Origin of the sequence: Actinoplanes sp. CA-030573 (assembly GCF_050951115.1) — a bacterium.
Lineage (GTDB): Bacteria > Actinomycetota > Actinomycetes > Mycobacteriales > Micromonosporaceae > Actinoplanes.
On the sequence record NZ_CP192038.1, the window covers coordinates 564,737 to 589,196 of the forward strand.

Annotated in this window: 23 protein-coding genes and 1 riboswitch; of the genes, 9 read left to right on the forward strand and 14 right to left on the reverse strand. The window is 69.4% G+C overall.

From position 1 onward, the window contains the following. Positions 1-90: 90 nt before the first annotated feature. On the reverse strand, positions 91-612 hold the full coding sequence (locus ACQP2F_RS02590) for a TetR/AcrR family transcriptional regulator (protein ID WP_433300261.1): 522 nt from the start codon (positions 610-612) through the stop codon (positions 91-93). 80 nt (positions 613-692) lie between these two features. Between ACQP2F_RS02590 and ACQP2F_RS02595 the strand changes: the two genes are divergently transcribed. Both ACQP2F_RS02595 and ACQP2F_RS02600 read left to right on the forward strand, forming a co-directional pair. Continuing rightward, positions 693-1,586, forward strand: coding sequence for an oxidoreductase (locus ACQP2F_RS02595; protein ID WP_433300263.1), 894 nt, complete (start codon positions 693-695; stop codon positions 1,584-1,586). After that, a riboswitch (ZMP/ZTP riboswitch) is annotated at positions 1,573-1,662 on the forward strand. Its footprint overlaps the gene before it by 14 nt. Positions 1,663-1,680: 18 nt before the next feature. Continuing rightward, positions 1,681-3,105 (forward strand): glycine hydroxymethyltransferase, encoded by a 1,425-nt coding sequence (locus tag ACQP2F_RS02600; RefSeq protein WP_433300265.1) that lies wholly within the window; start codon positions 1,681-1,683, stop codon positions 3,103-3,105. Positions 3,106-3,161: 56 nt separating this feature from the next. Here ACQP2F_RS02600 and ACQP2F_RS02605 read toward each other — a convergent pair whose 3' ends face one another. Next, the gene (locus ACQP2F_RS02605; RefSeq protein WP_433300266.1) at positions 3,162-3,305 is read right to left on the reverse strand and encodes a hypothetical protein; all 144 of its coding nucleotides are present in this window, start codon (positions 3,303-3,305) and stop codon (positions 3,162-3,164) included. A 536-nt stretch (positions 3,306-3,841) separates the two neighbouring features. Here ACQP2F_RS02605 and ACQP2F_RS02610 point away from each other — a divergent pair. Then, positions 3,842-4,090: a hypothetical protein gene (locus ACQP2F_RS02610; RefSeq protein ID WP_433300268.1), complete on the forward strand. Its 249-nt coding sequence runs from the start codon at positions 3,842-3,844 to the stop codon at positions 4,088-4,090. A 46-nt stretch (positions 4,091-4,136) separates the two neighbouring features. Here the strand turns inward: ACQP2F_RS02610 and ACQP2F_RS02615 are convergent, their stop codons facing one another. From ACQP2F_RS02615 to ACQP2F_RS02625, 3 genes are read right to left on the reverse strand one after another with little or no spacing between them, the layout of a single operon-like run. After that, a complete protein-coding gene (locus tag ACQP2F_RS02615) occupies positions 4,137-4,913 on the reverse strand; it encodes an ATP-binding cassette domain-containing protein (RefSeq protein ID WP_433300270.1) in 777 nt (258 codons plus the stop codon). Next, a complete protein-coding gene (locus ACQP2F_RS02620) occupies positions 4,910-5,932 on the reverse strand; it encodes an ABC transporter permease (protein ID WP_433300272.1) in 1,023 nt (340 codons plus the stop codon). Before ACQP2F_RS02620 ends, ACQP2F_RS02615 begins: the two co-directional genes overlap by 4 nt. A gap of 1 nt (position 5,933) precedes the next feature. Beyond that, entirely contained in the window at positions 5,934-6,983 is a 1,050-nt protein-coding gene (locus tag ACQP2F_RS02625) for a sugar ABC transporter substrate-binding protein (protein ID WP_433300274.1), read from the reverse strand. 150 nt (positions 6,984-7,133) lie between these two features. Between ACQP2F_RS02625 and ACQP2F_RS02630 the strand changes: the two genes are divergently transcribed. Further along, on the forward strand, positions 7,134-8,102 hold the full coding sequence (locus ACQP2F_RS02630; protein WP_433300276.1) for a LacI family DNA-binding transcriptional regulator: 969 nt from the start codon (positions 7,134-7,136) through the stop codon (positions 8,100-8,102). On the opposite strand, the gene ACQP2F_RS02635 is transcribed toward ACQP2F_RS02630, so the two are convergent. Next, complete coding sequence (locus ACQP2F_RS02635; RefSeq protein ID WP_433300278.1) at positions 8,099-10,309, reverse strand: galactose-binding domain-containing protein; 2,211 nt, start codon at positions 10,307-10,309, stop codon at positions 8,099-8,101. The two genes, ACQP2F_RS02630 and ACQP2F_RS02635, sit on opposite strands and share 4 nt — an antisense overlap. Positions 10,310-10,717: 408 nt before the next feature. On the opposite strand from ACQP2F_RS02635, the gene ACQP2F_RS02640 reads away from it, so the two are divergent. Further along, positions 10,718-11,218 carry a metallophosphoesterase family protein gene (locus ACQP2F_RS02640; protein ID WP_433300280.1) on the forward strand — a complete coding sequence of 167 codons (501 nt, stop codon included), beginning with the start codon at positions 10,718-10,720 and terminating at the stop codon, positions 11,216-11,218. 121 nt (positions 11,219-11,339) lie between these two features. Here the strand turns inward: ACQP2F_RS02640 and ACQP2F_RS02645 are convergent, their stop codons facing one another. The 8 genes from ACQP2F_RS02645 to ACQP2F_RS02680 form a co-directional block, all read right to left on the reverse strand. Then, positions 11,340-11,510 carry a hypothetical protein gene (locus ACQP2F_RS02645; protein ID WP_433300282.1) on the reverse strand — a complete coding sequence of 57 codons (171 nt, stop codon included), beginning with the start codon at positions 11,508-11,510 and terminating at the stop codon, positions 11,340-11,342. An 85-nt stretch (positions 11,511-11,595) separates the two neighbouring features. Then, a complete protein-coding gene (locus ACQP2F_RS02650; RefSeq protein WP_433300284.1) occupies positions 11,596-12,441 on the reverse strand; it encodes a hypothetical protein in 846 nt (281 codons plus the stop codon). A gap of 144 nt (positions 12,442-12,585) precedes the next feature. Next, positions 12,586-13,752, reverse strand: coding sequence for an L-rhamnose isomerase (gene rhaI, locus ACQP2F_RS02655; protein WP_433300285.1), 1,167 nt, complete (start codon positions 13,750-13,752; stop codon positions 12,586-12,588). Further along, positions 13,745-13,978, reverse strand: coding sequence for an L-rhamnose mutarotase (locus ACQP2F_RS02660; protein WP_433300287.1), 234 nt, complete (start codon positions 13,976-13,978; stop codon positions 13,745-13,747). Before ACQP2F_RS02660 ends, rhaI begins: the two co-directional genes overlap by 8 nt. A gap of 3 nt (positions 13,979-13,981) precedes the next feature. Further along, the gene (gene rhaS / locus ACQP2F_RS02665) at positions 13,982-15,055 is read right to left on the reverse strand and encodes a rhamnose ABC transporter substrate-binding protein (protein ID WP_433300289.1); all 1,074 of its coding nucleotides are present in this window, start codon (positions 15,053-15,055) and stop codon (positions 13,982-13,984) included. A 15-nt stretch (positions 15,056-15,070) separates the two neighbouring features. Beyond that, positions 15,071-16,051 carry an ABC transporter permease gene (locus ACQP2F_RS02670; RefSeq protein WP_433300291.1) on the reverse strand — a complete coding sequence of 327 codons (981 nt, stop codon included), beginning with the start codon at positions 16,049-16,051 and terminating at the stop codon, positions 15,071-15,073. Beyond that, a complete protein-coding gene (locus ACQP2F_RS02675) occupies positions 16,044-17,060 on the reverse strand; it encodes an ABC transporter permease (protein WP_433300293.1) in 1,017 nt (338 codons plus the stop codon). Before ACQP2F_RS02675 ends, ACQP2F_RS02670 begins: the two co-directional genes overlap by 8 nt. Continuing rightward, on the reverse strand, positions 17,057-18,562 hold the full coding sequence (locus ACQP2F_RS02680; protein ID WP_433300295.1) for a sugar ABC transporter ATP-binding protein: 1,506 nt from the start codon (positions 18,560-18,562) through the stop codon (positions 17,057-17,059). Before ACQP2F_RS02680 ends, ACQP2F_RS02675 begins: the two co-directional genes overlap by 4 nt. Before the next feature lie 149 nt (positions 18,563-18,711). Here ACQP2F_RS02680 and ACQP2F_RS02685 point away from each other — a divergent pair, with 149 nt between their 5' ends. The 4 genes from ACQP2F_RS02685 (at position 18,712) to ACQP2F_RS02700 (ending at position 24,423) form a co-directional block, all read left to right on the forward strand. Then, positions 18,712-19,746, forward strand: a complete 1,035-nt coding sequence (locus tag ACQP2F_RS02685; protein WP_433300297.1) for a LacI family DNA-binding transcriptional regulator — start codon at positions 18,712-18,714, stop codon at positions 19,744-19,746. Between the two features lie 504 nt (positions 19,747-20,250). Then, positions 20,251-22,281 (forward strand): bifunctional aldolase/short-chain dehydrogenase, encoded by a 2,031-nt coding sequence (locus ACQP2F_RS02690; RefSeq protein WP_433300299.1) that lies wholly within the window; start codon positions 20,251-20,253, stop codon positions 22,279-22,281. Further along, positions 22,278-23,663, forward strand: coding sequence for a rhamnulokinase (locus ACQP2F_RS02695; protein ID WP_433300301.1), 1,386 nt, complete (start codon positions 22,278-22,280; stop codon positions 23,661-23,663). The genes ACQP2F_RS02690 and ACQP2F_RS02695 overlap by 4 nt, the downstream gene beginning before the upstream one ends. Positions 23,664-23,691: 28 nt before the next feature. Continuing rightward, positions 23,692-24,423, forward strand: a complete 732-nt coding sequence (locus ACQP2F_RS02700) for a (Fe-S)-binding protein (RefSeq protein WP_433300303.1) — start codon at positions 23,692-23,694, stop codon at positions 24,421-24,423. Positions 24,424-24,460: the final 37 nt, after the last annotated feature.

A 24,460-nucleotide genomic window follows, 5' to 3' on the forward strand; every position in this document is an offset into this window, starting at 1 on the left:
GTTCACCAGCCGCGGGCGTGCCATTGGCCGAGGTGCGGTGAACCGGCCGAAGACCTTGGTCTCCAGATCCGTCATGGCGGCCGAAAAGCGTCAGGGCCGCAAACCGGCCGTCACGATCTCGATCATCCGCGCCCGGTCGGGGGCGGCCAGGCAGGCGCCGAGCAGGGCCTTCATGTCGTCCCGGGTGACGTCGGCGCGTACGGCGCCGGCCTCCTGCGCCTCGGTCAACAGGCGCTGCTCGACCTTGTCGAGGCCGCGGCCGGTGCGGGCGGCCGCGGCCTCGATGTCGAAGCCGCCGCCGGCCAGGGCCTCGGCCAGGCCCCGGTTGGCTGCGGCCTGGCCGACCATGTAGGCGAAGAAGCGGTAGAACGCCTCGCCGCCCGGCGCCACGGTCAGCAGGCGCTCGGCCTCGCCGACGATCTCCTCGACCCGGGTCAGGACGATCGCCTCGTACAGCGCCTCCTTGGTCGGGAAGTGGCGGCTCACCGTGCCGGTGCCGACGCCGGCCCGGCGACCGACCTCGGCGACCGTCACCGACAGGCCCTCTTCGGCGAATGCGGCCATCGCCGCCTCGATCACCTTGGCCCGGTTGCGCTCCGCGTCGGCACGCATCGGCGGACGCCTCCTCTAGCTAAGCGGGATAGCCGTCCCGTATATTCGGGATGCCCGTCCCGATTATAGGAGGCGCCATCATGGGTATCGTCCCGGACCAGAACGGCCGCATCGCACTGATCACCGGCGCGACGTCCGGCATCGGCTTCCGGACCGCACGCGAGCTGGCCGGGCGGGGCGCGACGGTGATCGTGGCCGGCCGCGCGCCGGATGCGGCGGCGGAGGCGATCGGTGCCGAGCCGCTGCGGCTCGACCTCGCCGACCTGACGGTGATCAGGCGAGCGGCCGCCGAATTTCACGAGCGGCACGACCGGCTCGATCTGCTGATCAACAATGCGGGGCTGATGATTCCGCCGTACGGCCGGACGCGCGACGGCTTCGAGCAGCAGTTCGGGGTCAACCACCTCGGGCACTTCGCGCTGACCGGGCTGCTGCTCGACCGGCTGGCCGCCGGCAGCGAGCCGCGTGTCGTGACGGTCAGCAGCAACGGGCACAAACGAGGGGTCATCCGGTTCGAGGATCTCGCCTGGGAGCGGGGCTATCACGCCATGAACGCGTACGCGATGTCCAAGCTCGCGAACTTGCTCTTCGCGGCCGAGCTCGGGCGGCGGGTCCCGTGGCTGACCAGCGTGGCGGCCCATCCCGGGGCGGCGCGCACGAGCCTGATGCGTACGAGTCCCTGGCATTTCCGGTTCGTCACCGCACGCCGTACGCGCTGGGTCTTCTCGTGGTTGATCCAGAGCGCGGAGGCAGGCGCGCAACCGGTTCTCCGCGCCGCTACCGACCCCGCCGTTCGTGGCGGCGAGTATTTCGGGCCCGGCGGGTGGGGCGAGTTCACCGGGAAGCCGGTTCTGGTCTCGCCGTCCGCGGCCGCGCAAGATCCAGTATTGGCGAAGCGGCTGTGGGACACCTCGCAGGAGCTGACGGGGGTGAACTGGCCCGCCGACGCCGGTATGCTCACCGACGGGCCGTGACTGGCGCGTTCGGATGGGGAACCATCGTGGAGCGGCCCCGTCACCCTGACGACCGCCGTGCGCCTGGGCCTCTGACCTGTGATAGGGAGGTCCCATGCCTGAGCTGAACGCCGAATCCGCCGCCTTCCGCTCCGCCCTCGAGGTGGTCCGGTCGGTCGAGCCGCGCATCGCCGACGCGATCGCCAAGGAGCTGACCGACCAGCGCGAGTCCCTGAAGCTGATCGCCAGTGAGAACTACGCCTCCCCGGCGGTCCTGCTCGCCATGGGCAACTGGCTCTCCGACAAGTACGCGGAGGGCACCATCGGCCGCCGCTTCTACGCCGGCTGCCAGAACGTCGACACCGTCGAGGCGGTCGCCGTCGAGCACGCCAAGGCCCTGTTCGGCGCGCCCTACGCCTACGTGCAGCCGCATTCCGGCATCGACGCCAACCTGGTCGCGTACTGGGCGATCCTGGCCGACCGGGTCGAGGTGCCGTACCTGAAGAAGTTCGAGAAGCGGCAGATCAACGACCTGACCGACGCCGAGTGGGCCGAGCTGCGGGCGGCCTTCGGCAACCAGCGCATGCTCGGCATGTCGCTCGACGCCGGCGGTCACCTCACCCACGGCTTCCGGCCCAACATCTCGGGCAAGATGTTCGACCAGCGCAGCTACGGCGTCGACCCGGCCACCGGTCAGATCGACTACGCGGCCCTGCGCTCGGTCGCGCGCGAGTTCAAGCCGCTGATCATCGTGGGCGGCTATTCGGCGTACCCCCGCAAGGTGAACTTCGCCACCATGCGCGAGATCGCCGATGAGGTCGGCGCCACCTTCATGGTCGACATGGCGCATTTCGCCGGCCTGGTCGCGGGCAAGGTCTTCACCGGCGACTACAACCCGGTCGAGCACGCGCACATCGTCACCACCACCACGCACAAGAGCCTGCGTGGCCCGCGCGGTGGTGCGGTCCTCGCCCAGGAGTCGCTCGCCGCGCAGGTCGACCGCGGCTGCCCGATGGTGCTCGGCGGCCCGCTGTCGCACGTGATGGCGGCGAAGGCGATCGCGTTCGCCGAGGCCCGGCAGCCATCCTTCGCCACGTACGCCCAGAAGATCGTCGACAACAGCCAGGCGCTCGCCGAGGGTCTGCTCTCGCGCGGCGTCCAGCTGGTCAGCGGCGGCACCGACAACCACCTCGTGCTGCTCGACGTGCACCCGTTCGGCCTCACCGGCCGCCAGGCCGAGCAGGCCCTGCTCGACTCGGGCGTGGTCACCAACCGCAACGCGATCCCGCAGGACCCGAACGGCGCCTGGTACACCTCCGGCATCCGGATCGGCACGCCGGCGCTGACCTCGCGCGGCCTCGGCGCCGACGAGATGGACCAGATCGCCGAGCTGATCCACACGGTCCTGGCCAACACGACGCCGGCCGAGGGGTCGAAGGCCAAGTACCACCTCGACCCGGCCTTGGCCGATCGGGTCAGCAAGCAGGCGACCGAGCTGCTGGCGCCGTTCCCGCTCTACCCCCAGGTCGACCTGGGCTGACCGCTTACGCTCGGCGCGCCGATTCCGCGGAGTCGGCGCGCCGGCGGGCCGTCGGGTCAGAAGCCGCCGGTGTGGTGGTTGATCGTCGGCCCCGAGTCGGGATGCGGGGGAGGAGTGGGCAGCTGCCGCCCGCGGCGCGCCACAACCCCACCGACCACCCCGGCGGCGATGACGGCCAGCACCAGGATCAAAATAATCATGCGGCAAGTGTGTGCGCCGCTCACGCCGCTGTCCAGCCTCGCGGTCGCACCGACCGCTCCCGCGGCCGCCACCGGATGCGCTCGCCGCGCCGATCTCCCGCGTATGCCCTCGCGGTGATCTCCTCGTGTCTGCCCGTCGTGGTGGAGGGTCGCCGCCGCTCTCCGGCTGGGCGTCGAGCGCGCCATCTCCAGTAAGTGGCCGCTAGATCGGCCCGCGATGCGTCCACTTCCCGGAAATGGCCGCGCATCAGGGCGCACACGGGCGGGTCAAACGGAGCAGATCAGCGCGACTGGTCGGGGAAGCCGCACGTGGTGCGCACGTCGCTGTCGGGTGGCATTCCTGTGGATGACCGCTGCGAAATTGTCGTAGCCAGCCCCTACTCTTCCCCCACCCAGTGACCGGGTGGGGACTCGTGGGCGGGGCGGGGCGGGAGCGGCGCCGGCGGCGCGAGCGGGGAAAAGGCGGGACAGATTGCTAAGCCGCGGGTGGGGCCGTCCGATTCTTGGGGCCGACCCAGACGCGACGAGGAGCGGTCATGAATCAGATCGTGGACGACGCCTACACCGTGACCAGCAACCTGTTCGGTCCGGAGTCGGGCATTCCGTGGTGGGCCTGGGTCTTCGTGGTGGCCGCGATCATGTTCAAGATGCTCTTCGGGGACCCCAAGACCGCCCGCGAGGTGGCCGACGAGCGCGACCAGATGATGCTCGGCGAGCTCATCGGCGACGGCGGCAAGAACGGCAAAAAGGGCAACAAGAGCAAGAAGAACGACAAGAAGAAATAAGACGAACGGCCCCGAGCGGGGCCGTTCGCCGTGTCTACCGGAACGGTCAGGCCGCGGCCTCGGGCGGCGGCTCGGCGGCGCCGGTCATGATGGCCACCGCCTCGGACATCGAGTGGGACTTCGGGGTGATGACCGTGGCCCGTCGGCCCAGTCGCTGGATGTGGATGCGGTCGGCCACCTCGAAGACGTGCGGCATGTTGTGGCTGATCAGGATCACCGGAAGGCCCCGGTCGCGGACGTCGCGGATCAGCTGGAGCACGCGGTTGCCCTCCTTGACGCCCAGGGCCGCCGTGGGCTCGTCGAGGATCACCACCTTGCTGCCGAAGGCGGCCGAGCGGGCCACCGCCACCGCCTGCCGCTGACCACCGGAGAGCGACTCGACGGCCTGGCCGATGTTCTGCAGCGTGGCGACGCCGAGCTCGCTCATGTGCCGCTTGGCCTCGGACCGCATGTGCGAGCGGTCGAGCATCCGGAAGACCGAGCCGAGCGCGCCGGGCTTGCGCTGCTCGCGGCCGAGGAACAGGTTGTCGGCGATGTCCAGGCCGGGCGCGACGGCGAGGGTCTGGTAGACGGTCTCGATGCCGGCGGCGCGCGCGTCCATCGGCGTACGGAAATGAACGCGGTTGCCGTCCAGGAAGATCTCGCCCTCGTCCGGGATGAGTGCGCCGGACAGGGCCTTGATTAGGCTCGACTTGCCGGCGCCGTTGTCGCCGATCACCGCGAGGATCTCACCGGGGTAGAGCTCGAGGTCGCTGCCGTCGATGGCGACGACCCGGCCGTACCGCTTGGTCAGCCCTTTCGCTTGCAACACAGGCTGGGTCACGTCTTCACCTTCCTGATCCACTGGTCGAGCGAGACGGCGATGAGCACCAGCAGGCCGATCGCGAAGCCCTGCCAGACCACCTCGACGCCGGCCAGCTGGAGGCCGTTGCGGAAGACGCCGACGATCAGCGCGCCGATCAGGGTGCCGATCACGCTGCCGCGACCGCCGAAGAGGCTGGTGCCGCCGAGCACGACCGCGGTGATCGAGTCGAGGTTGTACTGAGTGCCGACGTTGGGGCTGGCCGAGGCGAGCCGGCCGATGAGGATCCACCCGCCGATCGCGTAGAGCAGGCCGGCCACGGTGTAGACGGAGAACAGCACGCGATCGGTCTGGATGCCGGCCAGGCGGGCGGCCTCCACGTCGTCGCCGGTCGCATAGACGTGCTTGCCCCACGCCGTACGGGAAAGGGCATAGAAGAAGTAGGCGAAGAGCAGAAGCATGATGATCGACCCGTACGTGAGCCGGAAGCTCCCGAGCGGGATCGAGTTACCGGTCCAGGTCATCAGGCCCGGCATGTCCGAGCCCCGCACCGTCTCGCTCTTGCTGACCACCGAGTTCAGCGAGAAGAAGATGGTGAGCGTGCCGAGCGTGACGATGAACGGCGGTAGCTTGATCTTGGTGACCAGCGCGCCGTTTATCGCGCCCATCGCGGTGCCGCAGGCCAGGCCGAGCACCAGCGCGATCACGCCCGGCATCCCGGCCTTGGTGCAGAAGTTCGCCATCAGCACCGAGGAGAAGACCGCGATGGCGCCGGCCGAGAGGTCGATGCCGGCGGTCAGGATGATCAGCGTCTGCCCGAGGGCGAGCGTGGCGATCACCGTGACCTGCTGAAGCACGAGCGAGAGGTTGGTCGCGGTCAGGAACCGGGCGTTGACGATCGAGAACGCGATGATCGCGACGATCAGCACCGCGAGCGGCCCGAGGACCGGGTTGGAATGCAGGAGATGTTGGACTCGGAGCCCGAACGAGTCGTGCCTGCGCACGTCGAAGTCGGGGGAGGTGGTCGTGGTCGTGGCCATATCAACCCCAGCAGTTCTGCTTGCCCCACGTGGAGTCCTTCGCCTCCACGCCGGCCTGCGGGTCGTCGGTGATGAGCTGAACGCCGGTGTCGTAGAAGTCCTTGCCCGGCGTCGGCTGCGGCTTGGTGCCGTCCTTCGCGAACTTGGCGATGGCGTCGACGCCCATCTGCGCCATCTTGATCGGGAACTGCATCGAGGTGGCGCCGATGACGCCCTTGGACACGTTGTCGACGCCGGGGCAGCCGCCGTCGATCGAGACGATGGTGATGTCCTTGGCCTTGCCGGCGTTCTTGACGGCCTGGTACGCGCCGGCCGCCGCGGGCTCGTTGATCGTGTAGACCAGGTTGATCGACGGGTCCTTCTGCAGCAGGTTCTCCATCGCGGTCCGGCCGCCGTCCTCGGCGCCGTCGGTGACGTCGTGCCCGGCGATCCGGGGGTCGTTCTCGTCGCCGATCCGGTTGGGATCGCCGACCTGGATGCCGAAGCCGTCGAGGAACCCCTGGTCCCGCTTCACGTCGACGGAGACACCGTTGGCGTTGAGGTCCAGCATGGCGATCTTCGCCTGCTTGTTGTCCTTGGCGAACTTCGCCTTCGCCCACTGCCCGATGAGCTTTCCCGCCTGGTAGTTGTCGGTGGCGAAGGTGGCGTCGGCGGCGTTCGGCGGATCGACCGGCGTGTCGAGGGCGATGACGAGCATCTTCTGCTCATGCGCCTTGTCGATGGAGGGGACGATCGCCTTCGAGTCGTTCGGGGTGATCAGAAAACCTTTGGCGCCGTACGACATGAGGTTCTCGATCGCTTGGACCTGTGCCTCGTTGTCGCCGTCCTGTTTGCCGGCGAACGTCTGCAGCTCGAGCTCCTCGGCTCGGGCCTCCTTCTGGGCGCCCCGCTTCATCGTGACGAAGAACGGGTTCGTGTCGGTCTTGGTGATCAGCCCGACGACGTCCTCGCCGTTTCCTCTGTTGCAAGCGGCGGCCGATCCGAGGGCGAGCGTCATCACGCAGCCGGCGGCCACCATCCTTCCGATCGTGGACGTGGTTGGGTCCCGCATGTCTCCTCCGAATCGATTTAGCGCGCATCGAGAGACAACGTTGTCTCGCAGTAGACGCCCGCGCAGATGGCGTGTCAACAATGAGTTTCCAAGATGTTGCACTTAGTGATCGACATTGACGGGAATCGACTGATGGCGCATCGGCCGACCATGAACGACGTCGCCCGTACCGCGGGGGTGAGCCTCAAAACCGTGTCCCGGGTCGTCAATGGCGAGACCACGGTCGCGCCCGATCTGGCCGCCCGGGTGCAGGCCGCGGTCGAGACGCTGGACTACCGGCGGCACCTCGGCGCGAGCCTGCTGCGGCGCAACGACCGGCGTACCCGGACCATCGGTGTGCTGCTCGAAGACGTGTCGAACCCGTTCTCGGCCGCCCTGCACCGGGCGGTCGCCGACGAGGCCGGCATGCGCGGGGTGCAGGTCCTGGCCGGCAGCCTGGACGAGGATCCGGGGCGGGAGCGCGAGCTGGCGGCGGCGTTCGCCCAGCGGCAGACGGACGGGATGATCCTCGCGCCGACCGGGAGCAGCCAGTCGTATTTGTCGGGCTTCCGCGGACCTATCGTTTTTGTCGACCGGCGGGCAACCGGCGCCCTCGGCGACACCGTGGTGTCGACGAACGTGGCCGGAGCGGCCGGCGCGGTGCGGCACCTGCTGACCCACGGGCACCGGCACATCGCGTACCTGGGAAATCTGCGCCGGCTGACGACGGCGCGCGAGCGGCACCGGGGTTATCTGCGCGCGCTCGGCGGACGCGCCGGACCGGCGGTGCACGACCTGCTCGACAGCGTCGCCGCCGAGCGGGCCACCGTCGCCCTGCTGCGCGGATCCGACCCGCCGACCGCCATCTTCGCGGCCCAGAATCTGATCACCATCGGGGTGGTGCGGGCGCTGCGCCGGCTCGGCCGGGAGCGGACGGTCGCGCTCGTCGGCTTCGACGACTTCCCGCTCGCCGACCTGCTCGACCCGCCGGTGACCGTGGTCGCGCAGGACCCGGCGCGGATGGGCCGGACCGCGGCGCTGACCCTCTTCGAGCGCATCGACGGCGACAAAAGACCGCCGCGCGAGATCAGGATCCCGACGACCCTGATCCCGCGCGGCAGCGGGGAGATAGCGATCTAGGGGAAGTTGGTGACCGTACGCGGAACCACCGCGTCGGCCGTGGCCGCGTCGCCGATGTTGTTGACGACGTGGTCGATCGTGCCGGAGGCGAGCGAGATGGTGAAGATGTTGTGCAGCTTCACCCCGCCGTTCGCCGGCGCCTGGAACCCGTTGGCCGAGTGCACGTTCGGGTTCGCGTTGAAGTACGCGTAGCTGCCCATGCCCCACGCCTCGTGGCTGGTCACGGAGTCGGCCACCTTGTACGCCGGGTAGCCGGTGCCGTCACTGCGCCAGGCCGCGTTGGACGGCGGGTCGTACGGCTGCTCGTTCTGCAGGAAGTACGTCCGGCCGCCGTTGCCGTTCCAGACGACCTCGTTCTTCTGGTAGTGCTCGACGAACAGGCCGTACGCGGTGACGTTCTGGCCGTTCACGATCAGGCCGCTGTCCGCGGTGTTGACCGTCCAGCCGACGCCGGTGCCGTGGTCGGCCCGCCACGCCCAGATGTGGTCGATGATCGCGTTGTTGCTGTTGATCAGCAGGCTGTTGGTGGCCTTGCCCGCGCCCGCGCCGCCGATCCGGAAGAACACGTCCTGGATCGTGGTCGGGTTGGCGGCGTGCGAGGCGCTCGAGCCGTTCGGGCCGATCACCAGCAGGTTCGCCGAGTTGGTCGGTCCGGCGTCGAACAGGATGCCGGCGACCTTCACACCGTCCACGTCGGCCACCTGCATCGGGGTGACGCCGTTGTCCGGGATGATCGTGGCGTAGCCGAGGCCGAGCACGACCGTGTTGGCCCGGGTCACGTTGATCGTCTGGTTGACGTGGTAGATGCCCGGCTGGAAGATCAGGTTCAGGCCCTGCGCGAGCGCCTGGTTGATCGTCGCCGCCGAGTCACCCGGCTTGGCCACGTAGAACTGGCTCAGCGGGAGCGACGTGCCCGGCGTGTTCCCGTTCGCCCAGGTCACGCCGGAGGCGTTGGTCTGGAGGTTGGGGACGAACACCGCGTACTGGCCGCCGGTCTGGTAGAGGTACGGCTTCTCCCGGATGACCGGGGCGCTGCCGATGGTGGTGTACGGCGGGTTCGGGAAGCTGGTCGCCGGGGCGCCCTGGACGCCGACGAAGACCTGGTTCCAGACCGCGTTCGAGTTCGAGCCGATCTGGCTGTTCCGGGTGAACCACTGCTGCTGCGAGTACTGACCCTCGGTGCCGCTGATCCGGGAGTCGGCGATGTAGCCGCCGGACGCCCAGCCGTAGCCGTTGGGGGCCAGGTTCACGCCGCCGTGCACGTCCATCCGGCGGAACGGCGCGGCCTGCGAGACGGCCCAGCGGTCGTCACCGGAGACCGGGTAGAGCGACAGGTTCTCGACCGACCGCCAGAAGTTCTGGGTCGCGTTGCCCTGCATCCAGCCGGCGTCGACGGTGATGTCGCCGTTGATCCGGGTGTCCTGCGGGTTCTGGCCGAGGCCGACCACCGAGGTGTAGAAGCCGACCTGGATGTTCAGCCCGTTGTAGGTGCCCGGCTTGAACGCGAGCACGTACCGCTGGGTGCCGAACTGGTTCGACTCCTGCTGCTTGAAGATCGTGTCGGCCTGGCTCTGGATCGAGGCGCTCGACATGCCCGGGTCGAAGACGATCACGTTGGCGCCGAGGCTTCCGCCGCCCGGAAGAGCCGGACCCGTCGTCGGCGGCGTCGTGGTGGGTGGCGTCGTCGGCGTGCCGCCGTAGACCTTGAACTCCCACAGCGAATAGCCATAACCGGTCGTACGCTGCGTGCCGTACATGCGCACGTACCGCCCGGTGCCGCTGACCGTCAGCGACTGGTTGCCGCCGGTCGACGTCGTGGTCGAGTAGATCGAGGTCCACGTGCTGTTGTTGTCCGAGACCTGGATCTGGAACGCCTTGGCCGCCGCGGTCTCCCAGTTGAGCTCGACCCGGCTGATCGCCTGCGAGCTGCCGAGGTCGACGGTCAGCCACTGGGGGTCGGAGAACGCGGACGACCAGCGGGTGCCGAGGTTGCCGTCGACCGCCTCGGAGGCGAGGTAGGCGCCGGCCGCCTCGGTCGACGACGCGGTTGCCGGCTTGCCCTGCGAGAGCAGGGTTTCCGCGGCGCTGGCGCCGATGGTGGTGAAGGCGGCGTACCCGGCGACGACGGCGGCCACGAGGCCGCCGATCGCGCCGAGGCGCCAGGGGGAGCGTCTCCGCGGAGGTGCGGAGCTGACGGGGATGGTCATTGCTTCTCCTTGGGCGGGGAACTGCAAGGGGGACTGCTTGCACCCTCGGGGAGGCCGATCTCTCCACATTTACGGGGAGAGCGCTCCCCCGTCATCGAAGCTAGGTAGGGGTCCGCAACCCTGTCCAGAGGTGGCCACGGTTCCGGAACCGATCGATAACCTCCGCGGACTTGCGGATGTCACAAGCGTTCGCCATGGCGGTTTGCCTGTTTGGGCATCGCCCCTGCTCAGCGAGCCTTAACACGTTCCCTTTCGTACGGTGTGACGGTCCGCGCCGGGGTCGATAACCGAACTCCCGGAACCGGTTCCGCCGCTGATCAGTAAAACGGGCCTTTGCTATCACTCCCGGAATGTCGCCCGTTTCTCCGGAACCGGTTCCAGGAGAGCGCTTCCTCTACCGTGGCTTCCATGGATCTCGTGCTGACCACCGACACTCATCTGCCCGCACGCGCGCGCGACCTGCCGCCCGCACTGTGGAGCGCCGTCGAGGCGGCCGACGTGGTCATCCATGCCGGCGACTGGGTGAGCGAGGCGGCCCTGGACGCGTTGGAGTCCCGTTCCCGCCGCCTGATCGCGTGTTACGGCAACAACGACGGCCCCGGCTTGCGCGCGCGGCTGCCCGAGATCGCGTACGCGACGCTCGACGGCCTGCGGCTGGCGGTGGTGCACGAGACCGGCCCAGCAGCCGCCCGCGAGGCGCGGTGTGCCGCCCGCTTCCCCGACGTCGACGTCCTGGTGTTCGGCCACTCCCACATCCCGTGGGACACGACGGCCGCAACCGGGCTGCGCCTGCTGAACCCCGGTTCCCCGACCGATCGCCGCCGCCAGCCGCACGCTACGTACATGACCGCAACGATCGCCGGCGGACGGCTCGAGGCGGTGACGCTGCACGCGCTGCCGCCTCGCTGACGGCCGCGATGACGTGGCCCGCGCCGGCCTTCATCGCGCCGCACACCTCAGCAATGTGCCCGCACGTTCTCCGTTGTGTGTGCTCTACTCTCCCCCACCCCGTTCACTGGGTGGGGGAGAGTCAACCGCTCGGGTCCGACAGTTTTGGGGCGTCATCCACAGGTCGGTCCGCCTCTTGCGGCAACTTCATGACGCGGGGTGTCGCCGTTGGCCGCGCCTGCAAGGTGACCAACGCGGTGAACGCCTGGAAAACCGGGCTCACCGCCAACATCACGATCACCGGGGTCGGCATGACGGCGAAGCGTGCCGGCCGTCAGCACCTCACGCGGCCGGTCAGGCGACGAAGCGCCGCCGGTCAAGCGACCAAGCGCCGCCGGTCAGGCGACGAAGCGTCGCCGGCGACGCAGGGCGAGGACCGCGCCGCCGCCGATGAGCGCCAGTGCCACGGCCGCCGCGCCGCCGGCGTTGGCGCCGGTGAGGGCCAGGCCGCCGCCTGTGGACGCGCCGCCGGCTCCGGCGCCGCCGGCCGCGGTGACGGAACCGGACGGCGTCGGGGTCGGCGTCTCCCCGGCGGGCGAGGTGGCCGGGGCGGTCGTGGGCGAGGTGGGTGACGTGGTCGGGGTCCCGGCAGTGGGCGCGGTGGTAGCGGAACTGGCCGGGCTGGTGGGGGTGGCCGGGGTGGTGGGGGTGGCCGCGGTGGTCGTCGGCGTCGTCGGGGCGGTGGTCGGAGTGGTCGACGGAGTGCTCGGCGGTGTGGTGCCGCCGCCCTGGGCCGCGCAGGTGTGGGTCAGCACGAACTTGTCGGCATCGCCGGTGATCGTGGCGGTGGCGCCGGTCAGCGTCCAGCCGGCGTCGGTGATCGCGTACGCCTTGCTGTGCCCGATCGTGACGATGTCGTCACCGTCGGCGGCGCCGGAGTCGATCAGGACGGTGGTGTCGCTGGTGCCGTCGCCGTTCGTGTCGAAGGCGGCCGAGATCGACGTGAAGCTGCCCGAACGGTCGGCGTTGCCGGGGAGGTTGAAGACCCAGACGTCCTTGCCGGCGTACGGGCCGCCGCCGAGCCCGTCGCTGCACTCCTGCTCGTAGCTCGCGGCCGTCGCCGGGACGTTGCCGGGGTTGATGCTGATCGTGCCCGAAGACGCCGAGGCCGCCGCGGCGACGGTGATCGAGCCGGCGACTCCGGCCGCGGCGGCGGCGACGCGAAGGAGGGAGAGGGTCCGCATGGCTGGCGCTCCGGAGGTGACATCGACGGGACGTCACATGGTCCACAGAGCAGCGCCGCCCGGGCGATCGGCCGAAGAGATCGACAAAAATGGCCGGTCTGCACCCCCACCAGGTGTAACGCGGAGCGCCTCGCGAACGCTGGGTCAGGCGCCCCAGCCGGCCTGGGTGCCGCCCACGCGCTCGGCGACGATTTTCTCGTCGTAGCCGCTTCGCTTGTAGGCGCCGATCGGGTCGGGGTCGAGCCCGGCGTCGGCCCGGACCTCGGCGAGCAGCGGCCGGACGTCGGTGTTGTAGGCGTCCATGAAAATCGCGTTCGCCTCCAGGACGTCGCCACCGCGCTGGGCGGCGAACAAGGCTTCCCGGTCGACCAGCAGGGCCTTGGCCGTCGCCTCCTGCACGTTCATCACCGAGCGGATGATCGCCGGGATCTTGCGCTCGATGTTGTGACACTGGTCGAGCATGAAGGCGATGCCGTAGGCCGGGTCGAGGGCGTCGGCCCGGACGATCTCGTACATGATGCGGAACAGCTGGAACGGGTCGGCGGCGCCCACCATCAGGTCGTCGTCGGCGTAGAAGCGGCTGTTGAAGTCGAAGGCGCCGAGTTTGCCGGCGCGCAGCAGGAACGCGACGATGAACTCGATGTTGGTGCCGGGGGCGTGGTGGCCGGTGTCGATGCAGACCGTCGCCCGATCGCCGAGCGTCAGGCAGTGGGCATACGACGTTCCCCAGTCGGGGATGTCGGTGGCGTAGAAGGCCGGCTCGAAGAGCTTGTACTCGAGCACGATCCGCTGGTGCTGACCGAGCCGATCGTACGTCTCCCGCAGCGCGGCGGAGAGACGGTCCTGGCGCGTACGCAGATCGTCCTGTCCGGGGTAGTTGATGCCGTCGGAGAACCACAGCTTGAGGTCCCGGGAGCCGGTCTGGTCCATGATGTCGATCGCCTCGAGCAGGTGATCGGTTGCCTTACGGCGGACGCCGGGGTCGGGGTTGGTGACCGAGCCGAGCTTGTAGTCGTCGTCCTGGAAGACGTTGGTGTTGATGGCGCCGATCTCAACACCGAGACTTTGCGCGTACGAGGTGAGCGCCGCGTAGTCGTCGACCTTGTCCCACGGGATGTGCAGCGCGACCGTCGGCGCCACGCCCGTGAACCGGTGCACGGTCGCGGCGTCGGCGATCTTCTCCTCGGGGTTGCGCGGCACGCCGGGCTGGGCGAACACCTTGAAGCGGGTGCCCGAGTTGGCGTAGCCCCAGGACGGGGTCTCGATGCGCTGCGCGGCCAGCGCGCGCTTGACTGCGGCCAGGTCAGCCATGGTTCGTCACATCTTTCCTAGTCGAGGTGAAATACCTCAGTGAGCAGCGGGAAGCCGTCGGTCGGGGTGGTGCCGGCAGGCCGTCGGAGCGCAGGAACAGCGAGTAGTTGCGCCAGCCGGTGGCCCGGAGTGCGTCCTGCATCTCGGGCCACACGGCCTGGTGCCGCTCCACGTACTCCGCCAGCCGTTCGGGGCGAACCTGGAGGTTGAAGCAGTATCTCGGCATCGACTAGAAGTTGTACTTGTCGATGTTGTCGGCGGTGAACTCGGTCGGCGGGCCGAGGACGATCTCGCCGTCCTTGCCGACGGTGTAGTCGCCGAGCTTGCCGGCCTTGAACTTGTCGCCCTCGGCGCCGGTGATCTGACCGCTGGCCAGGGCCGCGCCGGCGTAGGCCGCGAGGTAGCCGATGTCGGCCGGGTTCCACAGCGCGAACTTCTTGACCGTGCCGTCCTTGACGTACTGGCGCATCTGGTTGGGCAGGCCGAGACCGGTGACGGCGACCTTGCCCTTATACGACGACGAGCCGATGTAGCGGGCGGCGGCCGCGATGCCGACCGTGGTCGGGGCGACGATGACCTTCAGGTTCGGGTACGACTGCATGAGGCCCTGTGCCTCCTGGAACGACTTCTGGTCGTCGTCGTTGCCGTACGCGACCTTGACCAGCTTCAGCTTCGAGTACTCGGGCTTGGCCAGCTCTTCCTTCATCACCGCGATCCACGCGTTCTGGTTCGTGGCATTGGGCGTCGCCGAGAGCACCGCGATCTCGCCACCGTTCGCGCCGGCCTGCTCGAGTGCCATCTTGGCCAGCGACTGGCCGATGCCCTCGGTGGTGGCCTGGTTGATGAAGGCGTCCCGGCAGTCCTTGGAGGCGTCCGAGTCGAAGGTGACCACCTTGATCTTCGCGGCCCGCGCCTGGTTCAGCGACGGGCACACCGCGTTGGGGTCGTTCGCCGCGATCACGATGATGTCCTGCTGCTGCTGGATCAGGGTGTTGATGTAGGAGACCTGGGACGAGGCCGAGGCGTCGTTCGGGCCCACCTTCTTGTACTCGCCCTGCAGCTCCTTCACCGCCTCCTCACCACCGGAGGTCTCGACGTCGGAGTACGGGTTGTTGAGCTGCTTCGGCAGGTAGGCGATCTTCAGACCGGTCTTCAGTTGCGCGTTCGGGTTCGCCGCGGCCGAGGCCGGTGCCCCGCCGCCCGAGTTCGAGGTGCTGTCCTTGGTTGTGCCACCACAACCGGCGACGGCGAGCGTCAGGATCGAGGCCGCGGAAATCGAGACGGCCAAGCGGTGTCGGAACATGCTGGCTCCAAAGATCTACTGAGCGGCGGACTGGCGGAGCCGGCGGCGCTGCCAGTTGCCGCGAACGGCGGTGACGATGTTGGGAAGCAGGACGGACAGCACGAGCAGGGCGCCCGTGACGATGTTCAGCGCCTGCCCGGAGACGTCTTCCAGGCGCAGCGCGTTCTGCAGCGCGGTCAGCAGCACCACGCCGGCCAGGACGCCGGGCAGGCTGCCCTTTCCGCCGAAGATCGAGACGCCGCCCAGCAGGACGGCCGCGACCACGGCGAGCTCGAGCCCGGCGCCGTTGTCGGCACGGGCGCTGGAGTAGCGGAGGGTCCACAGCACGCCGACCAGCCCGGAGATCGCACCGCTCACGACGTACAGCCAGAACTTGGTTTTGGCCACCCGGATGCCGGAGAAGTGCGCCGCCTGGGCGTTCGCGCCGATCGCGTAGAGCGAGCGGCCGACCGGCGTCGCGTGCTGCACGACGCCGAAGATCGCGGCGAGGATGACGATCGGGATCAGCACATTCGGGATGGCGCCGTCCCCGATCGTGCCGGTGACCCAGCCGGTGTAGTTGAACGGGAAGTCGGCCACGGCGGTGTCGCCGAGCACGACCAGGGCGAGGCCGCGGTAGAGGGCCAGGGTGCCGATCGTGACCGCCAGCGAAGGCAACCCGAGACCGGTGATCAGGAAGCCGTTGAGGGCGCCGGCGACCGCCCCGATCAGGATGCAGAGCGGGATGATCGTCTCGATCGAGAGGCCGTGGTTCCAGAACCAGCCCATCAGCGAGCTGGTCAGGCCGAGGACGCTGGCCACCGACAGGTCGATCTCGCCGGTCACGATGATCATCGTCATCGGCAGCGCGACCAGGATGATCGGCATCAGGTCGAGCACCATGAAGGTGAAGTTCCGGCTCGTGCCGAAGTTGTCGACGGTGGCCGAGGCGATGATCAGGACGACGACCGTCAGCAGGATGATGATGGCGTCCCAGCTGCCCAGTTTCTTAACCACGCGCGTCCCTCTTTCGCAGCGAGCGGGCGATGCGGACGGCAACCAGGCGATCGGCGCAGATGGCCAGGATGATCAGCGCGCCGACGATGGCCTGCTGCCAGAACTGGTTGATGTCGAGTACGGCGAGGGCGCTGCTGATCACGGTGAGCAGCAGCGCGCCGAGGCCGGCGCCCCAGACGGTGCCGCTTCCGCCGAAGACGGCCACGCCGCCGACCACGACCGCGGCCACCACGTTGAGCTCGTAGCCGGTGCCGGCGCTGGCGTCGACCGTGCCGAACCGGGCCGCGAACAGGACCCCGGCCAGGCCGGCCAGCGCGCCGCTGAGCAGGAACGCGCCGAGCAGGTTGCGGGCGACCTTGATACCGGCCAGCTCGGCCGCCTGCGGGCTCGAGCCCATCGCGTACAGCTCGCGGCCGACCTTGTAGTTGCGCATCAGCAGCGACCCGCCGCCGACCACGATCAGCGCGATCAGCACGAGCCACGGGATGCCGAGGAAGTTGTCGTTGGCGAAGCTCAGGAAGTGCGGCGGGAGCTCGTCGGCGTTGACCTGCGAGCCGCCGGCCCATTGGTAGACGATGCCGCGGTACATGTAGAGGGTGCCGAGCGTGACCACGAGCGCGGGCACTTTCCCGTACCGGACCAGGATGCCGTTGAGCAGGCCGCAGGCCGCTCCGACGGCGAGGCCGACCAGGATCGCGACGATCATCGGCAGGCCGCGGTGGTCGCTCATCAGGGTGGCGACCGCGAAGGCGGACAGGCCGAGCACCGAGCCGACGCTGAGGTCGATGTTCCGGGTGATCACCACGATCGCCTGGCCGGTCGCCATCACCGCGAGGATCGCCGTGTTCAGCAGGTTGTCGCGGATGCTCTGGGTGGAGAGGAAGCGCGGGTTGCTGATCGTCGTGTAGAGGACCAGCGCGGCCAGGGCCAGGACGATGCCCAGTTCACGGGTCTTGAGGATGCTCTGGAATGTCTTCTGCGGCTTCTGTCGCAGCGCGAGCGGAGTCATGCCGCCGCCTCCTGGCCCATCGCGGCGTACATGACGGACTCCTCGGTGGCCTCGGCCCGGCTCAGCGTGGCCGCGACCCGGCCCTCGCGCAGCACGACGACCCGGTCGGCCATGCCCAGCACCTCGGGCAGCTCGGAAGAGACCATCACGATCGCGAGGCCGTCGGCGGCGAGCGAGGACATCAGCCGATGAACCTCGGCCTTGGTGCCGACGTCGATGCCGCGGGTCGGCTCGTCGACGATCAGCAGTTGCGGGCCGGTGGACAGCCACTTGGCCAGCACGACCTTCTGCTGGTTGCCGCCGGAGAGGGTGCCGACCGCGTCCGAGAGCTTGCCCAGCTTGGTCTGCAGCTTGCCGGCCCAGGTGGCGGCCGCCCTCGTTTCCGCGCCGCCGAAGAGCAGGCCGAGCCGGGCGAGCTTGCGGGCCCGGGGGAGGGTGATGTTGCGCTCGATCGACAGGTCCATGATCAGGCCCTGCTGCCGCCGGTCCTCGGGGACCAGGGCCATGCCGGCCGCCATGGCTGCCCGCGGGTTGCCGGGCTTGAGGGGTTTTCCGGTTATCAGGACGGACCCGGAGTCATACGGATCGACGCCGAAGACGGCTTGCATCACCTCGGAGCGGCCGGCGCCGACCAGCCCGGCCAGCGCGACGATCTCGCCGGCCCGTACCTCGAAGGAGACGTCGCGGAACACGCCTTCCCGGGTGAGGTCCTCCACCTGGAGCATCACCTCGCCCGGCGCGACCTCCTGCTTGGGGAAGAGCGCGCTCAGATCGCGGCCGACCATCCGCCGGATCATGTCGTCGACGGTGAGGCCGGCCATCGGCTCGGTGGTGACGTGCCGGCCGTCCCGCATGATCGTCACGCGCTGGCAGAGCTCGGTGATCTCCTCGAAGCGATGCGAGATGAACAGGATCGCGGCGCCCTCGTCGCGCAGCGACCGCACCACGGCGAAGAGCCGCTCGACCTCGACTGCGGACAGTGCCGCCGTCGGCTCATCCATGATCAGGATGCGGGCCTCGCTGGACAGCGCCTTGGCGATCTCGACCAGCTGCTGGTCGGCGATGGAGAGGCCGCGGGCCGGCCGGGTCGGGTCGATGTGGACGCCCAGCCGGCGGAACAGGGCCTCGGCGTTGGCGTGCATGGCCTTGCGGTCGATCTGGCGCAGCCGGGTCAGTGGCTGGTTGCCCATCGCGATGTTCTCGGCCACGGAGAGATCGGGGAACAGCGTGGGCTCCTGATAGATCACCGCGATGCCGGCCGCCTTGGCGTCGGCCGGGCCGGCGAAATCGACGTCGCGGTCGCCGATGCGCAGCGTGCCGGTGTCCGGCCGGTGCACGCCGGCCAGCATCTTCACGATCGTGGACTTGCCGGCCCCGTTCTCGCCGACGAGGGCATGCGCCTCGCCGCCGAACAGCGGGAAGCTGACGCCCTGGACGGCCGCGACCGCGCCGAAGGACTTCGTCACGTCGCGGACCTCGAGCAGGGCCCTGGGCTCCGCCACGAGCACCTCCCTGTTTGAAATGTTTCACAAACGTAGGTGGCCCCGATCACACGTGTCAAGCACGGGTTGGAAACGTTGCGGAAATACGGTCATGACGCGGGGGTCGCGTACCGTAGGATGCTGCTTCAACGTTTCAAAGGGGGGTTCCCGTGCTGAACGGCAGGACGCCGTCCGTCAAGGACGTGGCCGCCGCCGCCGGCGTCTCGCTGGGCACGGTCTCAAATGTCATGAACCGCCCCGAGGTGGTCAGCGCGCGCACCCGCGAGCGGGTCGAGCGAGCCATGGCCGACCTGGGCTTCGTGCGCAACGAGTCGGCGCGGCAGCTGCGGGCCGGGACGAGCCGCACGCTGGCGTACGTGATGCTGGACGGCACCAACCCGTTCTTCCACGACGTGGCCCAGGGCATCGAGCTCGCCGCCGAGGACGCCGACCTGTCCCTGTTCATCTGCAACAGCAACAGCCGGGCCGAGCGCGAGGAGGCCCACCTCGACCGGCTCCTCCAGCAGCGCGTGCAGGGCATCCTGATCACCCCGGTCAACCCCGAGGCGGGCTACCTTCTCGACCTGGCCAAGCGCGGCGTGCCGCTGGTGATCGTCGACCGCAAGAGCGACGACGGCAGCTGCTGCTCGGTCGCGGTCGACGACGTGCACGGCGGCCGGGTCGCCATCGAGCATCTGGTCGAGCAGGGACACACGCGGGTGGCGTTCATCGGCGGGCCGGAGTCGATCGGCCAGGTGCGCGAGCGTCTGCAGGGCGCGCGCGAGGTCTGGGCCGAGCTGGGGCTGCCCGCCGACGACCTGATCAACCTGCCGACCGAGGCGATGACCGTCGCGGAAGGACGGTCGGCGGGGGAGCGGCTGGCCGGGTTGCCGGCCCGGCGGCGGCCCACGGCCGCCTTCTGCGCCAACGACATGCTCGCGCTCGGGCTGCTGCAGCAGGGGATCGGCGCGGGCCTGCGGGTGCCGGACGACCTCGCGATCGTCGGCTTCGACGACATCGAGTTCGCGGCGGCGGCCGCGGTGCCGTTGACGTCGGTGCGCCAGCCGCGGCAGGAGTTGGGGCGGGCGGCGGCCAACCTGGTGCTCGATGAGGCGACAAATCCGGCGCATGAGCATCAGCAGTTGTTCTTCACGCCGGAGTTGGTGGCTCGGGCCTCGACCATTGCTCCTAAGCGGTCTCGGTGAGGTGGGGTTCGCGGTTTCGGTGAACTCGGCTGGGGGGCTTTGCTGGGCTTTGCTGGGCTTTCGCTGGGCTTTGCTGGGCTTTTGCTGGGCTTTTGCTGGGCGGCTTTGCTGGGCTTTCGCTGGGCGGGGTTTCGCGGTCTCGTTCGGCGTGGGCTGAGTGGTTTCGCTGGGCTGGCGCTGAGCGGTTTGGATGCCGGGCTGGGCGGGTCGCTGAGCCGGTTGCTGGTGCGTCGCCGCGAACCCCGAGAACGGAGGGCTTCGCTGTGGACGGCGCGCCGAAAAATGTCGTACCCCGGCCGTAATCTCACCCCACCCACTGAACGGGGTGGGGTGGCGTAGGGCCCGAGGTGAGCAGGGGCTGGGGGCACCACGCGCGTCGGGGTGAGCGGAGCTGGACCACTGCGCGCGCCCAGGTGAGCAGAGCTGGGCGTCTTGACCGCGAGCGCCCGCCCCCGTAATCTGCCTGTCATCTATGAAACGTTTCACGAGCGGGAAGCGAACCCCATGACCAACCCGGCAGTCCGTGAGCTTCTGGAGCGCAGCAACCGGCTCGGCGCCGATCCGCGCAACACCAACTACGCCGGGGGCAACACCTCGGCCAAGGGCGCCGAGACCGACCCGGTGACCGGCGCGTCGGCCGAGCTGCTCTGGGTCAAGGGCTCGGGCGGCGACCTCGGCACGCTCACCGAGAACGGGCTCGCCGTGCTGCGGCTCGACCGGCTGCGTGCGCTGACCGGGGTCTATCCGGGCGTCGAGCGCGAGGACGAGATGGTCGGGGCCTTCGACTTCTGCCTGCACGGCCGGGGCGGGGCGGCGCCGAGCATCGACACTGCCATGCACGGGCTCGTCGACGTCGCGCACGTCGATCACCTGCACCCGGACTCGGGCATCGCGATCGCCACCGCTGCCGACGGCCCGGCGCTGACCAAGGAGATCTTCGGCGACCGGGTGCTCTGGGTGCCGTGGCGCCGGCCGGGCTTCCAGCTCGGGCTCGACATCGCCGCAGTCCAGCGGGCCAATCCGCAGGCCATCGGCGTGATCCTGGGTGGACATGGGATCACGGCCTGGGGTGCGACGAGCGCGGAGTGCGAGGCCCACTCGCGCGAGATCATCGAGACGGCGGCGGCTTACCTGGCGTCGCACGGCCGTCCGCAGCCGTTCGGGCCCGCCGTGCACGACCCGCTCGGGAGCGTCGAGCGCCGGGAGCGCGCGGCCGCTCTCTTCCCGGTCCTGCGCGGGCTCGCCTCCACCGACCGGGCCCAGGTCGGGCACTACACCGACGACGCGGTCGTGCTCGACTTCGTCGACAGCGAGCGGATGCCGGAGCTGGCCGCGCTCGGGACGTCCTGCCCCGACCACTTCCTGCGCACCAAGGTCAAGCCGATGGTGCTCGACACCGCGCCGGACGCGCCGCTCGACGACGTCGTGGCCCGGGCCAAGGAGCTGCACGCGGCCTACCGGGACGACTACCGCGGCTACTACGAGCGGCACGCGACCGCGGAAAGCCCGGCGATACGTGGCGCCGATCCGGCGATCGTGCTGGTTCCGGGCGTGGGCATGTTCTCGTTCGGTGCTAACAAGCAGACCGCCCGGGTGGCCGGCGAGTTCTACGTCAACGCGATAAACGTGATGCGCGGCGCCGAGTCGGTGTCGACCTATGCACCGATCGATGAGGCCGAGAAGTTCCGCATCGAGTATTGGGCGCTGGAGGAGGCGAAGCTTCGGCGGATGCCGAAGCCCAAGCCGCTGGCGACCCGGATCGCGTACGTCACCGGCGCCGGCTCGGGCATCGGGCGGGCCATCGCGCTGCGGCTCGCGACCGAGGGCGCGTGCGTGATCGTGGCCGACCGTGATTTCGAGGCGGCGAGGAACGTCGCCGGCGAGATCGGCGGGCTCGACGCGGCGATCGCGGTGGCCGCCGACGTGACCAGCGCCGACGCGATCGTCGAGTCGCTGCGGGAGGCGGTGCTGGCGTTCGGCGGCGTCGACCTGGTGGTCAACAACGCCGGCCTGTCGATCTCGAAGCCGCTGCTGGAGACGACCGAGGCCGACTGGGACCGGCAGCACGACGTGATGGCCAAGGGCTCGTTCCTGGTGTCGCGCGAGGCCGCCCGGGTGATGATCCCGCAGGGCATGGGCGGCGACGTCGTCTACATCTCGAGCAAGAACTCGATCTTCGCGGGGCCGAACAACGTCGCCTACGGTGCGACCAAGGCCGACCAGGCCCACCAGGTGCGCCTGCTGGCGGCGGAGCTCGGTGCCCACGGCGTACGCGTGAACGGCATCAACCCCGACGGAGTCGTACGCGGATCGGGGATCTTCGCCGGCGGATGGGGCGCGCAGCGGGCCGCCGTCTACGGCGTACCGGAGGAGAAGCTCGGCGAGTACTACGCGCAGCGCACCCTGCTCAAGCGCGAGGTGCTGCCCGAGCACGTGGCCAACGCCGTCTTCGCGCTGACCGGCGGCGACCTCACCCACACGACCGGCCTGCACATCCCGGTCGACGCGGGTGTGGCGGCCGCGTTCCTGCGATGAGAGCTTTCGCCGCGGTCGACCTCGGCGCGTCCAGCGGGCGGGTGATGGTCGGCCGCGTCGGCGAGTCCGGCGTGGAACTGACCGAGGTGCACCGGTTCGCGAACGAGCCGGTGCGCGCGGGCGGGACGCTCCACTGGGACATCCTCTCGCTGTATCGCGGCGTGCTCGACGGGCTGCGGGCGGCCGGGCCGGTGGACAGCATCGGGATCGACTCGTGGGCGGTCGACTACGGCCTGCTCGACGCGTCGGGCGCGCTGCTCGGCAACCCGGTGCACTACCGGGACGGGCGCACCGAAGGCGTGACCGAGCGGGTGGCGCGGAGGGTCGGCGACGAGCGGCTCTATGCGGTGACCGGGCTGCAGAAGCTGCCGTTCAACACGATCTACCAGCTGGTCTCGTCGCTCGGCACGCCGCAGTACGAGGCGGCGCAGCAGATGTTGCTGATCCCCGACCTGCTGGCCTACTGGCTGACCGGCGAGCTGGGTGCGGAGTACACGAACGCTTCAACCACGGAACTGCTTGACGTCCGTACGCGAAACTGGTCGTTGCCGTTGATCTCCGACGTGGGCCTGCGTCCGTCGCTGTTCCCGCCGATCCGGCAACCGGGTTCGGTGATCGGTGAGTTCGAGGGCACGCCGGTCGTGGCGGTCGGGTCGCACGATACGGCCTCGGCGGTCGTGGGAGTGCCGGCCGCCGGAAATTTCGCCTATATCTCTTGTGGGACCTGGTCTCTGGTCGGGCTCGAGTTGGATGAGCCGGTGCTGTCGGCGGCGTCGCGAGCGGCCAACTTCACCAATGAAGGCGGGGTCGACGGGACGATCCGCTATCTCCGCAACGTCATGGGCCTATGGCCGTTGCAGGAGGCGATGCGAGAGTGGGAATCGCCGGACATTTCGGGTTTGCTGATCGCGGCTTCCCGGGAGCCGGCGCTGCGGTACGTCGTGGACCTGGACGACGCGGTGTTCCTGCCGCCGGGCGATATGTCGGGGCGGATGGTCCGGGCGGCGGGACTGCCCACGGACGCGACGCCCGCGGTCATCACCCGCTGCATCGTGGACAGTCTGGCGCTGGCGCACCGGCGGGCGGTCGAGAAGGCGCAGGAGCTGGCCGGCCGGTCGGTGGATGCGGTGCACATCGTCGGCGGGGGAGCGCGCAACGCCCTGCTCTGTCAGCTGACCGCGGACGCCTGCGGCCTGCCGGTGCTGGCCGGGCCGGTCGAGGCGACGGCGCTCGGCAACGTGCTGGTGCAGGCGCGGGCGGCGGGCGTGATCGAGGGAGACCTTGCGGCGCTGCGCGCGGTTTTGCGACAGACTCAGCAGATCGTGCGGTACGAGCCGGGCGGCGATCCGGCGGCGTGGCGCGCCGCTGCCGAACGGCTCTGACCGTCGGCTTCTGAAGGGAGGTGTGCGAGTGCGGATCGCATTGTTCGCGACCTGCCTGGCCGACACCCTGTTCCCGGCCGCGGCCAAGGCGACCGTGCTGCTGCTCGAGCGGCTCGGTCACGAGGTCGTGTTCCCCGAGGAGCAGACCTGTTGCGGCCAGATGCACATCAACACCGGGTACCAGAAGGATGCTTTGCCGCTCGTCCGGCGACATATCCGGACCTTTGAGAAGTTCGACGTGGTGGTCGCCCCGTCCGGGAGCTGCGTCGGATCGGTGCGGCACCAGCATGCGATGGTCGCGGGCGGCGACGCACGGCTGGCGTCGCGGGCCGAGGCGGTGGCGTCTCGGACCTATGAGCTGTCGGAACTGCTGGTCGACGTGCTCGGTATCGAGGACGTGGGCGCTTACTTCCCGCACCGGGTGACATATCACCCGACGTGCCACTCGCTGCGGGTGCTCCGGGTCGGGGACAAGCCGCTGCGGTTGTTGCGGAAGGTGCGGGGGCTCGACCTGGTGGAGCTGCCGGCGGCGGAGCAATGCTGTGGGTTCGGCGGCACCTTCAGCGTGAAAAATGCGGATACGTCGACGGCGATGCTGGCGGACAAGATGCGGCACGTGCTCGACACGGGTGCGGATGTGTGCACGGCCGGCGACGCGTCGTGCCTCATGCACATCGGCGGCGGGCTGTCGCGGCTGCGCACCGGCGTCCGCACCGTCCATCTGGCCGAGATCCTGGCATCGACGGAGGCGGCGGCATGACGATCCGGAGGACGCGGGTCCGCTCGGCGCACGTGCG